General features: G+C 74.4%; 10 protein-coding genes. All 10 read left to right on the top strand.

Annotated features, from left to right (window positions below; translation table 11 throughout):
- Positions 1-13 precede the first annotated feature (13 nt).
- From CRP49_RS13975 to CRP49_RS13930, 10 genes are read left to right on the top strand one after another with little or no spacing between them, the layout of a single operon-like run.
- Positions 14-1,495 carry a class I adenylate-forming enzyme family protein gene (locus CRP49_RS13975; RefSeq protein WP_097253663.1) on the top strand — a complete coding sequence of 494 codons (1,482 nt, stop codon included), beginning with the start codon at positions 14-16 and terminating at the stop codon, positions 1,493-1,495.
- Positions 1,492-2,637 (top strand): acyl-CoA dehydrogenase family protein, encoded by a 1,146-nt coding sequence (locus tag CRP49_RS13970; RefSeq protein ID WP_097253662.1) that lies wholly within the window; start codon positions 1,492-1,494, stop codon positions 2,635-2,637. The genes CRP49_RS13975 and CRP49_RS13970 overlap by 4 nt, the downstream gene beginning before the upstream one ends.
- 2 nt (positions 2,638-2,639) lie before the next feature.
- Positions 2,640-3,269 carry an FMN-binding negative transcriptional regulator gene (locus tag CRP49_RS13965; RefSeq protein ID WP_097253661.1) on the top strand — a complete coding sequence of 210 codons (630 nt, stop codon included), beginning with the start codon at positions 2,640-2,642 and terminating at the stop codon, positions 3,267-3,269.
- 8 nt (positions 3,270-3,277) lie between these two features.
- Positions 3,278-6,310, top strand: coding sequence for an AMP-binding protein (locus tag CRP49_RS13960; protein ID WP_097253660.1), 3,033 nt, complete (start codon positions 3,278-3,280; stop codon positions 6,308-6,310).
- Positions 6,300-7,499, top strand: coding sequence for an alanine racemase (locus tag CRP49_RS13955; RefSeq protein WP_097253659.1), 1,200 nt, complete (start codon positions 6,300-6,302; stop codon positions 7,497-7,499). Before CRP49_RS13960 ends, CRP49_RS13955 begins: the two co-directional genes overlap by 11 nt.
- Positions 7,499-11,374: a non-ribosomal peptide synthetase gene (locus tag CRP49_RS13950; RefSeq protein ID WP_097253658.1), complete on the top strand. Its 3,876-nt coding sequence runs from the start codon at positions 7,499-7,501 to the stop codon at positions 11,372-11,374. Before CRP49_RS13955 ends, CRP49_RS13950 begins: the two co-directional genes overlap by 1 nt.
- A complete protein-coding gene (locus tag CRP49_RS13945) occupies positions 11,371-11,616 on the top strand; it encodes an acyl carrier protein (protein WP_097253657.1) in 246 nt (81 codons plus the stop codon). The genes CRP49_RS13950 and CRP49_RS13945 overlap by 4 nt, the downstream gene beginning before the upstream one ends.
- A gap of 38 nt (positions 11,617-11,654) precedes the next feature.
- The gene (locus tag CRP49_RS13940; RefSeq protein ID WP_097253656.1) at positions 11,655-12,494 is read left to right on the top strand and encodes a TauD/TfdA family dioxygenase; all 840 of its coding nucleotides are present in this window, start codon (positions 11,655-11,657) and stop codon (positions 12,492-12,494) included.
- Positions 12,495-12,541: 47 nt separating this feature from the next.
- Positions 12,542-13,054, top strand: coding sequence for a peroxiredoxin-like family protein (locus CRP49_RS13935; RefSeq protein WP_097253655.1), 513 nt, complete (start codon positions 12,542-12,544; stop codon positions 13,052-13,054).
- Positions 13,051-13,410, top strand: coding sequence for a rhodanese-like domain-containing protein (locus CRP49_RS13930; protein ID WP_218892960.1), 360 nt, complete (start codon positions 13,051-13,053; stop codon positions 13,408-13,410). The genes CRP49_RS13935 and CRP49_RS13930 overlap by 4 nt, the downstream gene beginning before the upstream one ends.
- The last annotated feature ends 31 nt before the right edge of the window (positions 13,411-13,441 follow it).

Raw genomic sequence — 13,441 nt, 5'->3', positions numbered from 1 at the left:
GAGGAGGTCCACCATGACGGACGGCATCCACACCGCCCCGGACGGCGAGTTGTACCCGGCGTTCCGCACGGTGGCGCTCGCCGCGCCCGGGGCCCGGGCGGTGGTCGGCTACGACGGCACCGAGTCGACGTACGCCGAGCTGCTCGCCGCCGTCGACGCCGCGGCCGGTGAGCTGGCCGCCCGGTCCGGCCCGCGCGATGTGCTGGGGCTGGCCGTCGACGACCCCTTCACCTTCCTGTCGCTCTACCTCGCCGCCGCCCGGCTCGGCATCGTCACCGTCCTGCTGGACAGCCGCCTGTCCGCATCGGAGCGCAAGCACAACGCGGCCCGTTTCGACGTCGGTCTGCTGGCCGTGGACCAGCCGCCGTACCCCGGGCGGGGCGCGTTCGCCCTGCGGGCGGTCGAGGACTCCGAGCGGCACCGTGCCCGGGCGGCGACCGGCTACGCGCCCGGCGACTGGGTGGTGCACTGCACCTCCGGCTCCACCGGCGAGCCCAAGGGCATCGTCATGAGCCAGGCGGCCATCGGCGCCCGGGTCCGGCTGTGGGGCGGCGAGCTGGAGCTGACCCCGGACGACGTGGTCCTGTGTCCGCTGCCGCTGGCGCACTGCCACGGCATCGACGTCCTCACCCTGCCGGCCCTGCTCGCCGGGGCGACCGTGGTGTTCGCCCGGGGCGGCCGGCTGACCGGCCGGGGCCTGGCCCGGCAGATCGGCCGCAACGGCGTCACGCTGATGAGCGGGCTGCCCGTCCTGTACCAACTGCTCACGCAGGCACGGCAACTGCCGCCGGCCTGGGCGCGTTCGCTGCGGACGGTCATCTCCGGGAGCGCGCCCCTGGGCCTCGACACGCAGGAGAGGTTCCACGAGCGGTTCGGGGTGCCGCTGCGCCAGGTGTACGGCCTGTCCGAGATCGGCGTCATCTGCTTCGACCGGACGTACGTCGGCCACGGCTCCATCGGCACCCCCGTCGCCGGTGTGGAATGGCGGCTGGAGCCCGTGCCCGACGGCACCGGCCAGGAGCCCCTGCACGAGCTGTACGTCCGGGGCCCCGCGCTCGCCCGCGGCTACTACCACGACCCCGGGTCGAGCGCCGAGATGTTCGAGGACGGGTGGCTGCGCACCCGCGACCTCGTCCGCGCCGACCGCGACGGCTGGTACGTACGGGGCCGGTTGTCCGGCTTCATCAACGTCGCCGGGAACAAGGTCGGCCCCCTCCAGGTCGAGGCGGCGCTGCGCCGCTGCCCCGGGGTGCTGGACAGCGCCGTGGTCGGCGTCACGGACGCGGGACAGACCGAGCGGGTCGCCGCGCTGCTCGTCGCCGACGACGGGTTCGACCTGACCGAGGTACGGCGGCTGCTCGGCGAGCGGCTGCTGTCGTACCAGCTCCCCCAGCGGTACGAGATCACCTCGGCGATCCCGCGCACCCCCCTCGGAAAGACCGACTACGCCGCCGTACGGCGGCTCATGCACGCTCAGGAGGGCAGCACCCAGTGACCGGTCGTGAGATCGAGGACGTCGTCGTCGCCGACGCCCGGGCAGGACTGGACGCGATGGCCGACGGGCTCTTCGCCGCCCTGTCCGCCCGGTCGGCCGAGCAGCACGAGCAGGACGCCGGGCCCGCGTTCGCGGCGCTGAAGCGGACCCGCGCCACGGCTCTGCTCGTGCCCCGGGAGTACGCGGGCACCGGGGCGTCGGCGGCGGACGCCGTACGCTTCCAGGTCGCGCTCGGCACCCTGGCCCCGGCCGTGGCCATCGCCACGACCATGCACCACTACAAGATCGCCGCGCTCGGCCGGGTGGCGCGCTCCGGCGACGAGCGGGCCGCGGCGATCGCGAAGGACCTCGGCACCGGCGCCGGGCTGCTCGCCTCGGGCGGCGCGGAGTCGACACCCGGCCACGACCTGCGCACGCTCGGCAGCTGGGCGGTCCGCGACGGCGCCGACTGGCTCGTCACCGGCCTGAAACGGCCGTGCTCCCTGTCCACCAGCATGGACGTGCTGTCCCTGATGGCCGAGCTGCGCGCGGCCGACGGCGCCCCCGAGGGATACGCGCAGGTCTTCGTCCCGGCCGGGGCCGAGAGCCTGGAGCGCGAACCGTTCTGGACCAGCCCGGTGTTCGGCGCCGCGGAGAGCCACGCCGTCCGCCTGTCCGGTGTGCGCGTACCGGACGACCGCGTCTTCCCGCTGCGCGGCGAGACCGGCCGGCGCTTCGCCACCGACTGCTACACCTGGTTCCAGCTGCTGATCAGCGCCTCCTACCTCGGCGTCGCCCGCTGCCTGGCGACCGCCACCCCGGCCGACCGGCGGGCGGGCTCCAGGCGGTGGACCGAAGCGTTCGACGGGCTGCGCCGACTGCAGGCGGAACTGCTCGACGCGGCCGACGCGATCGACACCGGCCGGCCGGCGGGCGACCAGCTCAACCTGGCCGTCCGCGCCCGCGACCGCGTCGAGGACGAGATCGGCGCCCTCGGCGGACTGCTGCTGCGCGCGGCCGGTGGCGGCACCTTCGCCCGTACGGGCTTCTTCACCCTGCTCGCCGGAGCCCTGCACGCCATCGCGTTCCACCCGCCGCAACGCGGAGCCCGCGAGGGCATCGGCCTGGAACCGCTGGACGCCGAGTCGAAGGACCGTCGCTGACCATGTACACCCGAGAACACTTCAGCCTGCCGCTGCCCGCCATGGTCGACTTCGTACGGGCGAAGTCCTTCGGGGTCCTCGCGACCCATCACGCCGGCACGGTGTACACCTCGCCACTCCCCGTGGACCTGCGCGGCAGCGAGCAGAGCGGACTGTTCGTCGCCGGGCACGTCGCCCGCGCCAACGCGATGACGGCGGCCTTCGAGGCGGGCGCCCCGGCCACGATCACCGTGCTCGGCCCGGACACCTACGTGCCCGCCGAGTGGTTCGGCACCCGCAGCCGCATCCCCACCTGGCTGTACTGCGCGGTGGAGATCTCCGGCCGGCTGGAGGTCAGCGACGCGGCCCGCACCCGCGCCGACGTCACCGGCCTCATCGACCGGCTGCAGAAGGAGACCGTCGAGGGGTCGACCTGGTCCCTGGACGAGATGCCGGCACAGCTCACGGAGGGCTATCTCAAGAACATCGTCGGCTTCCGCCTGTACGACCTCCGGCTCGCCTCCTGCTTCCGGCTGAACCAGCGCAAGGACCACTCCGGCCGGCTGGCCGAGGTGCTCGCCGCGAGTGACGACGCCGCCCGGCAGGAACTCGCCCGGCTGGTCCTGCGGCCGCCGACCGCCCGGACCGAGTGAGCGCCGCCATGCAGACACCGGATGCCCTGAGCCGGCTGCTCGGCCTCGGCCGGGCCGACCGCACGGCCGTCGAGTGGTGCGGGCACGAGCTGTCGTACGCCGGCCTCGGCGCGGCCGTCGACGACGTGGCCCGCCGCCTGACGGAGGCGGGCGCGGCACGGACCAACGTGCTGCTCCTCGGCCCGCTGACCCCCGCCTACGTCGTCGGGCTGCTGGCCGCGCTGCGCAGCGGTGCCGTCCCCGTGCCCGTGGACGCCGGGATGACGTCCGCCCAGTACGCGTGGGCCGAGCGCATCTCCCGGCCGTCGGTCCTGCTGAGCAGCGACGTCTCCCCGGTGGCGCACTTCCGTGGCGCCACCGGCGCGGACGTCGGCGAGCTGGTCGTCGACGCGGCCACCGGCCGGGTCGTCCTCGACACCACGGGCCCGCGGCGCCCCGACAGCGCCTGGCGGTACCCCGGCGACGACGCCGCCTACCTCATTCCGACGTCCGGTTCGACGGGCGCCCCGAAGGCGATCGTCGGCAGCAGGACAGGCCTGAACGCGTTCCTGTCCTGGTTCGTCGAGGAGTTCGAGCTGGGCGAGGACGACACCTGCGCCGCCCTCACCCGCGTCAACTTCGACCCCTCGCTGCGCGAGCTGCTCGGCGTGCTCGCCGCCGGCGGCAGACTGAACCTGCCCCCCGTGGACGTCCAGCTGGACCTGGCCGCGCTCGGCAGACACCTCGTCGAGAGCAGGCCGACGCTCGCCTTCCTCGTCCCGTCCCTCGCCCGGCGCGTCGCGGACGTCCTGCGCACCGACTCCACGCGACTCGGCGCGCTGCGGCTGGCCTTCTTCGCCGGGGAGGTGCTGCCCGCGCGCGTGGCGCAGCAGTGGCGCGGCCTCGCCCCCGGCACCGAGATCGTGAACCTGTACGGCATGACCGAGGGCACCCTCGCCCAGCTCTTCCGGCGCGCGGCGCGCCCCGAGGACGCGGCCGGGACCTGGGGGCTGCCCGTCGGACGGCCCCGCCCCGGGGTGACGGTGACGCTCGCCGAGCCGGACGCGGACGGCCGGGGCGAGGTGCTCATCGCCTCCGCCGCGCCGGCCCTGGGCATCCTCACGGACGGCCCCGGCACAACCCCGCGCACCTTCCACCTCGAGCCGATGCCCCCCGTCCTGCGCACCGGCGACATCGGCTTCCGCGTCGGCGACGATCTGGTGATCGCCGGGCGCGCGGGCAACGACCTGAAGGTGTCCGGCCGGCGCGTCTCGTACCACCGCTTCGTCGCCGAGGCCGAGGAGCTGGCGGGCGTGGCCCAGTGTCTCGTCGTCGACCGGCAGGGCCCGCACGCCTTCGTCGCCGTACGGGATCTCGCGCCCGAGGACGAGGGCACGCTGCGGGAGCGGGTGCGCGCGGTGGCGGGGCGGCTGGGGCTGCCCGCGCCGGACGTCCATGTGCGCCGGGAACTTCCGTTGCTGCGCAGCGGGAAGGTCGACCGGATGGCGCTCGCGGCCTCCGTCTCCGCGGAGGAGGTGTCCGGGCCGGGTGCGCCGAGCCAGGAGGCGACCACGCCGGACATCCTGCTCGAACTACTGGATTCGCAGGGGGAGTTGACCGCATCGACCGCGTTCGTCGAGGCGGGCCTCGGCTCGCTCGACATGATCGCGTTCGTCGCCCGGGTCAACCGGCACTTCGGGCTGGCCCTCTCGGCCCAGGACTGCTTCGGCCACCGCGATGTGGCCTCCCTCGCCGCGGCGGTCGAGCGGCTGGGCCGCACGGGGACACCCGCGCCGGCCGTGCCCGAGGACGCCACGGACACCGTTTCCGGCGAGCCGGGCACCCACCCCCTCTCCACCCGGCAACTCGCCTACATGGCCACCTGTATGGCGGACGGCAACGCCAACTGGTGCAACCTCTCCCGCGAGGTCCGCGTCGAGCGGACGGTGACCCCGGCCGAGGTGCGTGCCGCGCTGGACGCGCTGGTGGCCCGGCACGACGTGCTGCGGCTCTCCCTCACCCCGGAGTGGACCGGGCAGGTCCACACCGAGCCCGCCGGGGTGCGCTGCCCGCTCACCGTCCACGAGGCCGGATCCCGCACGGTGCAGGAGGCCCGCTTCCAGGCGGTGACGCGGCTGATCGACCCGACGACGGCTCCCCCGCTGCGGGCCGTCCTGGTGCCGGGCGAGGGCACGACGTCCGTGGTCGTGGTCGCCCACCATCTGTTCCTGGACGGGCTGAGCATGGACCTGATCGCCCGCGAGCTCCGCGCGCTCCTGCTCGGCGCACCTCTCGGCGACGCCCCACCGCCGGACGGCTTCCGCACCTACTGCGCGGCGACGCGCCGCCCGACGGAGCCGACGCCGGACGCGGAGTACTGGCGGGAGGCACTGAAGGGCGCCGGGCAGACCGAACTGCCCGAGGCGGCCGGCGCGCGCGACGGACTCCTGCTCTCCCGGCCCTTCGGCGTACGGGCGGTACGGGCCGCCCACCGGCTCGCGGCGGCGACCGGGGTCTCGGTCTTCGCGGTCGTCCTCGCCGCCTTCGACCAGGCCGTCTCCCGGACCTTCGGCCTCGGCGCGCTGAACGTCGTCGTCCCCGTCCAGGCCCGCGACGGCATGCCGGACACGGCGGCCGGCATGTTCATGAGCCAGCTCGTGCTGCGCGGCGGCGGACCGGCCCCGGTCGAGGACAAGGCCAGGGAGTACGCCGGCCAGTTGGCGGCCGGTACGGCGCACAGCGCGTGGGAGTTCGACCAGCGGGCCGCGGAGCACGGACTCGACGGCGCCGACCGCTTCCCGTTCTCCACGGTGCTGTTCAACCAGCACCCCAAGGAGCGCGGCCTGCGGGCCCGCGACCTCGGCTCCTGGGAGCCGCGCCCGCTGGGCCGCTCGCTGCGCTACCAGCTCCAGGGCGAACTGCAGATGTCGGCGGCGGAGATGGCGCTGACCTACTACTACCGACGGGGGATCGCGATGCACGGAACCGACGTCATCGACCGGCTCCACGCCTGCGTCATCGAAGCGCTGTGTCAGGCGGGAGGGACCCGCTGTGCGCACTGACGAACCTTCCGTCCCGGCCGGGTTCTGGATGCCCACCGAGCGCGAGGCCCGGCTCCTGGTGCAGCGCGCCGGCGGAACCCCGGCGTTCGTCTACAGCCGTGCCGCCCTGCGCGCCGCCGTCGACCGGGTCCGGGCCGCCTCGGTATCCGGCGCGGACCTCTACTACTCGCTGAAGGCCAACCCGCACCCCGGCGTCGTCACCGCCCTGGCGTCCCTCGTGGACGGCTTCGACGTGTGCTCCACGGCCGAACTGGAGACCGCGCTGAACGCTGGTATGCCGGCCGCGAAGGTGCTGTTCACCGGCCCGGCGAAGACGCGGTCCGAGGCGGCCGCCGCGCTGGCCGCCGGGGTCGCGGTGACCGTCGAGTCCCCGGGCCAGGCCCGCCTGTTCGCCGAGGTGGCGGACGAACTCGGCGTCGGCGGGCGGGCCGTCGTACGCCTGAACACGCCGTATCCGGGCCGCACCCCGGGCAGCGCGCCGTCCCCCAACCAGTTCGGGGTGGCGGCGGAGGATCTCGCCGAGGTCGTGGACGTCCTGCGGGGCTCCGCCCTGTCGGTCGACGGCCTGCACCTGTTCTTCGGCTCGCAGTACGCCGACGCGGGTGTCATCGGCGCGGCCCGGCGGGCGGCCCTGGAGCGGGCCCGGGACGTCGAGGAGCGGTTCGGGCTGAAGCTCGGGCTCGTCTCCGTCGGCGGCGGCATCGCCCTGCCGTGGTGCGCCGCCGACCCGGACGTGGACTGGGCGGGGCTGGAGGCGGCGAGCGACGAGCCGCAGGCGTGGGGAGACGACGGCGACCGGACCGTCGTCTGCGAGTACGGCCGCGCCATCGCCGGCCCGGCCGGGGTGCTGCTCACCACCGTGCTGGACGTGAAGACCGTCGGCGACCGGCGCTATGTGGTCGTCGACGCCGGCCTGAACCACCTGTTCGTCGCCGGCCGGCTGGTGGCCGGCGGCGGCCGGGGCGAGCCCCTGGTCCGGGCGGTGGGTCCGGGGCGCCCGGGTGCTCCGGGCCGCGCATACGTGACCGGGCCGCTGTGCTCGCAGCTGGACGTGCTCGCCGAGGACGTGCCGCTGCCTCGGGTGGCGGCCGGCGACACGCTGATGTTCCTCGGCGTGGGCGCCTACGGGCCGACGTTCAGTCCCAGCGGCTTCCTCAGCCGCGACAAGGCCGGGGAGATCGTCCACTGATGACCGAGACCGCAACCGAGGCAGTGACGGCCGTCCTGCCGCCCGACGCGCTGAGCCCGATCCAGCGCGCCTACCTGGTCGGCGAGCAGGCGGGCATGGAACTCTCCGGGCCCGCCCGGTACTACGTGGGCTGCGACCTGGACCCGGCGCGCGTCCCCGGGCTCGGGGACCGGCTGCGCCGGCTGGTGCGCGCCAACCCCCTCCTGCGCGTCGCCCTGGCCGACGACCTGTCGATGCCGGTCCTGCCCGAGGCGGCAGCGGCCGAGACCGACGTCGAGATCCGCCGGGTCGCCGACGCCGACTTCGACGCCGTCGACACCGCCGTCCGCGAGGCCTGCACCGCGGACACGTTCGCCTTCGCCGGCGGGCCGCGCCTGCGCGTCGTCGCCGTGTGCTCGGAGCGGCGGGCGCGCCTGCACCTCGTCTACGCCCTGTGGCTGATGGACGCGGCGTCGCTGGACGTCTTCCTCGCCGCACTGGTGTCGGACCGGGCGGCCACCGGCACGGCCCCGGCCCCGGCCGGCGTCTCTCGCGCGGCGGGCCGCCGGGACCGGTCCGCGCGGGACCGGCGGTTCTGGAGCGAGCGGGCCGCCGCCCTGCCCGACCCGGCGGAACTGCCGCTGCGACCCGACTGGCGGCGCGCGGGCCCGGACGTCACGCACCGCATGCTGACCGTCGACGCGGCCACCGCGCGCACCCTCGCCGGGACGGCACGCGAGCACGGTCTGACGCCCGCGATGGTCTACCTCGCCGTCTACGGCGTCCTCCTGGGCCGCCTCGGCGGCGGTGTCCCGCACACCCTGACCGTGCTGTACTCCCGGCGCGCCGGACAGCCGCCGGCCCTGGACGCCCTCGGCAACCACGGCACCACCATGCCGCTGGAGATCCCGGCGACCACCGGGCAGGGCTTCGCCGGGATCGCGGGGACCGTGCAGCGCCGCTACCTGGCCCAGGCCCTGCACGGCTCCCTCAGCGGCGCCGAGATCGCCCGGCTGGCAGACCCCGGCGGCGACCCGCGCCGGCTGCCGTACCCGTTCGCCTTCACCGCGCTGGCGGCCGACGGGCGCCGCGAGGCGGACCTCGGGTTCCGGCGGCGCTGGGACGAGGTGCAGCTGAGGGTGCCCCAGGTACTGCTCGACCACCAAGTGGTCATGGACGCCGACGGCAGCGTCCGGCTGGGCTTCGACTGGCGGACGGACGCCTTCGACGCCGGCTTCGTCGAGGACTTCGTCGGCCAGTACGCCGACCTCGTCGGGGAACTCGCCGTCTCCCGCGGCCACTGGGCGCGCCTGCCCTACCGCACCCCGGCCCCGGCCCGGCCCCTCGCCTCCGCCGCGGGGGAGACCCTGCACGACCGGGTGATGCGCCGCGCCGCCGAAACACCCGACGCTCCGGCCGTGCACGACGAGCAGGGCACCCTCGGCTACGCGGAGCTGGCCGCACACGCGGCGGCGGTGGCGGACGCCCTGCGCGCGGCGGGCGCCCGCCCCGGGGACAAGGTCGCCGTGCATCTGCCGCGCGGGCGCGGCCAGGTGATCGCCGTCCTCGGCAGTCTGCTCGCCGGCTGCGTCTACATCCCGCTGGACCACGGCATCCCCGCCGGCCGTCTCGACAGCATCGCGCGGCGCGGCGAGGTCCGCTTCGCGTTCACCGACGGCGGGCCGGAGGCGGACCAGGGCTGGGCGCGGCGCGGGGTACGGCCCCTGCGCCTGCCGGAGCCGGACGCCGTGCCCTCCGGGCCGCCCGCGCACCGCCCGGCCCCGGACGCGACGCCCACGGCGTACATCATCTTCACCTCCGGCTCGACCGGTGAACCGAAGGGCGTGGTGATCTCGCACGCCGCGGCCCTCACCACGATCGACGCGGTCAACGACGAACTCGGCGTCGGCGCCGGGGACCGCGTGCTGTCGGTCTCGTCGATCGGCTTCGACCTGTCCGTGTACGACATGTTCGGACCGCTGCTGCGCGGCGGCGCCGTCGTGATGCTCTCCGAGCGGTCCGCGCGCAACCCCGCCGCCTGGGCCGACCTCATCGGCCGGCACGGCGTGACCATCTGGAACTCGGCCCCCGCGCTGGCGTCCCTGCTGGCCGAGGAGGGGACCGCCGTCCCGACGGTGCGGACCTTCATGCTCAGCGGCGACTGGATCCCGCTGACACTTCCCGCCGCCCTGCGGCGCCTTGCGCCGGCCGCGCAGGTGATGAGCCTGGGCGGGGCGACCGAGGGCGCGATCTGGTCCATCCGGCACCCGGTCACGGACGCCGACTGCGCGGGCCGTTCCATCCCGTACGGCACGGCCCTGCCGGGCCAGGACATCCATGTGCTCGACGCGGAACGGCGGCTGTGTCCGGACTGGCACATCGGGGAGATCTGCATCGGCGGCGCGGGCGTGGCCGACGGCTACGTCAACGACCCGGAGAAGACGGCGGCGGCGTTCGTCGACGACCCCGTGTTCGGGCGGATCTACCGCACCGGCGACCGGGGCCGCCGGCACCCGGACGGCGTGGTGGAGTTCCTGGGCCGCACCGACACCCAGGTCAAGCTCAACGGACACCGGGTGGAGCTGGGCGAGGTGGAACACCTCCTGGACCGCCTGCCGGGCATCCGGGGCAGTGCCGCGTGCGTTCGTGGGGAAGGCCGCCGCAAGAGCCTCGTCGCGTACGTCACCCTCACCGAGGACCCGCCGGGGACCTGGCAGCGGGACGCGTACGCCGCGCTCGGCAAGGCCCTGCCGCACTACATGGTCCCGGACGCCGTGGTCGCCCTCGACGAGATCCCCCTGACCGGCAACGGCAAGGTGGACCGGCGCCGGCTCCAGTCGCTGCCCCTGCCCGACGACGAGCGCGCGGACGCGGAACCCGCGGTCCCCGCGGGCGAACCGCTGGGCCAGGAGATCGCCGGGTGCTGGCGGGAGGTGCTGGGCGAACCCCCGGGCCGACGAGGCTTCTTCGAGGCCGGAGGCAGTTCGTACGACGCGATCCGGCTGCTCTCCCTGGTGCGCGGCCGGCTCGGACACGAGGTGTCGTTCGGCGACTTCATGGCGGACCCCACGGTCGCGGGCCTGGCCTCGCTGTGCCGCCGGGTGCGGGGCGAACGCGGCTCCGGCATCTGGACGTACCGTCCGCGCGCCGCCGTGCGTCCACGGCTGCGGCTGGTGCTCTTCCCGCCGGTGGGCGGTGGTGTCTCCTGCTATGCGGGGCTGATCCGGGAGCTGCCGGGCGACATCGACGTCCATGTGGCCGGGTTCGACGCTCCGGTGGCCCGGTCCGGCCCGGCGGTCTCGCTGACCGGGCTCGCCCGGGGCTGTCTGCGGGAGCTGCCCGCCGAGGTGCTGTCCGGTGCCGAGCCGCTGGTCTTCGCCGGGTGGTCCTTCGGGGGCGCGCTGGCCTTCGAAGCGGCACGGATCTGCGGGGTGCCCGTGGCCCGTGTCGTGGTGGTCGACACCCCGGTCTCCGCCGCGTCCCGTGCCCACGGCGACCCCGGGGACGGTGCCCTGCTCGCGGGGTTCCTCAGGGACATCCGGGAGACCAGCGGGGCGGACGTCGACCGGGCCGACGTGGCCACGGATCCGACGTTGCGTACCCGGTTCGAGGTGTACCGGCAGAACATCGCGGCGCTGGCCGCCTGGAGTCCGCGACCGGCCGCCCTGCCCGTCGTGGAGTTCCGGGCCGGTGAGCGACCGGCCGAGCGGGACGCCGGTGCCTGGGGTCGGGTGGCGCGGAGCGCCGGTACGGCGGTGCTGACCGGCGGGCACTTCGACGTGTTCCGGCCGGACAACGCCCGTCACGTCCGGGACGCCATCGACGCCGTCGACGGGATCGAAGGCATCGAAGGCATCGAGGAATTCGACGGGATCGAAAGGGCCGAAAGCCGATGACCAGAACCGATGTACCGGTCGCCGTCCGCGAGGAATTCGCCTCCCGGGGCCACCCGCTGTCCCCGTCGCAGGACGACGTGGATCTGATCAGCCTCGGCGTCAACTCGGTGACGCTGATCCAGGTCCTGTCCGCGCTGGAGGACGTCTTCGGGATCGATTTCGACATGGAACGCCTGTTCTCCGCGCCCGTGACGGTGGCCCGGCTGGAGACGGAGATAGCGCGCGGCACCGCGCCCGCGTAACGGCACACGCAGAAAAGCACTTTGGGAGGGGATTCGGCATGTCCGACATCGAGAACACCGAGAACGACGACTATCAGCGGCTGACTCCGTCCGGCATGGGCGCGGTCATTCCCTGGAGTCCCGGCCGGCCCGTCGAGGCACTGGCCCAGGAGACCAAGCGGGCCGCGCTGGGCAACGGGTGCGCCCTGGTCCGCGGACTCGGCCTGGACGAGGCGGACTTCAAGCTGCTGGTCCGCTCGCTCGGGGACACCGTCGACCACAAGTTCGGCGAGGGCGGCGCCGACCTGCTCAAGCTCAACGCCTCGCACGACGAGGGGAAGGTCGTCACCGGGCGCGGCCCGCTGCCCGTCCACACGGACGGGCTGCTGGTCGGCGAGCGCGTCGACCTGATCATCCTGTACGCCGCCGAGTTCTCCGACGTACCGGGCTCCGGCGAGACCTACATCAGCGACCAGCTCACCGCCTGGGCGGAAATGCCCGAGCACCTGCGCCGGGTCCTCGACGAGTACGAGATCGAGTACCTGGTCACCGAGCGCGGCTACTTCCCGACGGTCCCCGAGGACTGGTACGCCATCCCGGTGACCCGGGACTACGGCCGGGTGAAGTCCCTCAACCTGGCGACGGCCTTCCCTCCCGACGTCACCCCGCGCTCCTGGGAGGTCAGGGTCAAGGGGATGGACCCCGAGCTGTCCGACCGGTTCTTCACCGAGCTGGACGCCTTCCTGCGCTCCGAGCGGTACGCGTACACGCACCGCTGGCAGGTCGGGGACCTGCTGATCATCGACAACCAGCGGACCCTGCACGGCCGTACGGCCATCGGCCCGGGCGGCACCCGGGTGCTGTTCCGGGGCCAGCTGACCCTGTCCGACGCGGCCTGAGCCCCGTCCCGAACGCCCGATCGTCCTCGCCGTCACTGGAGCCTCACATGCCCATACCCCGTCAGCCCGTCCCCGCCCTCGACGTCCCGCTGGTCGGCGGCGGCCGCTGGGTCCTCGCCGACCAGCGGCCCGACCGCTTCAGCCTGGTGGTCTTCTACCGGGGTGTGCACTGCCCGATGTGCCGAGCCCACGTCACCGAACTCGACGGACTGATCGACGAGTTCGCCGCCGTGGGAGTGGACCGCGTCCTCGCGGTCAGCGGAGACGACGAGGGCCGCGCCCGGCGCGCTGTCGAGGAGTGGGGAATCAGCCGGGTCCCGATCGGTTACGGCCTGTCCCTCGCGTCCATGCGGGAGTGGGGCCTGTACGTCTCCAAGGCCATCAAGGAAGGCCAGCCGAACGAGTTCAGTGAGCCGGGCCTGTTCCTCGTCCGCCCGGACGGCACCCTCTACGCGGCCGTGCAGACGACGATGCCGTTCCTGCGGCCGCATCTGGACGAGGTCGTGGAGACGGTCCGCTGGATCAACGAGAACGACTACCCCGCGCGGGGCGAGTTGTGAGCGGCGACCGGCACCGGGCGGCCCCGGCCGACGGGTCCGCCATCACACCACGGCACCTGAAGCGACTGCTCGACCAAGGGGCCCCGATCGACCTCGTCGACGTCCGGGAGCCCCACGAGTGGGAGATCGTGCGCATCCCCGGTGCGCGCCTGGTTCCGATGCGGGAATGGCTGGACGGTTCCGCCCTGCCGACGTTGCGGCAGGGCCGTACACCGGTCTTCTACTGCCGGACCGGCCGACGCACGCTCGAGGTCCTGGCCGTGGCGCGGGAGGCCGGGTTCGCCGACGCCGTACACCTGGAAGGGGGCGTCGTGGCATGGGTGAACGAGATCGATCCCCGGCTCCCGGTGTACTGAGCGCGGCCCTGCGGCACGGTCCGGGCGGACC

Source organism: Streptomyces sp. Ag109_G2-15 (genome assembly GCF_900215565.1).
Classification (GTDB): domain Bacteria; phylum Actinomycetota; class Actinomycetes; order Streptomycetales; family Streptomycetaceae; genus Streptomyces; species Streptomyces diastatochromogenes.
The sequence above is the reverse complement of the archived record's forward strand: the minus strand, read 5'-3'. Positions and strand labels throughout refer to the sequence as shown.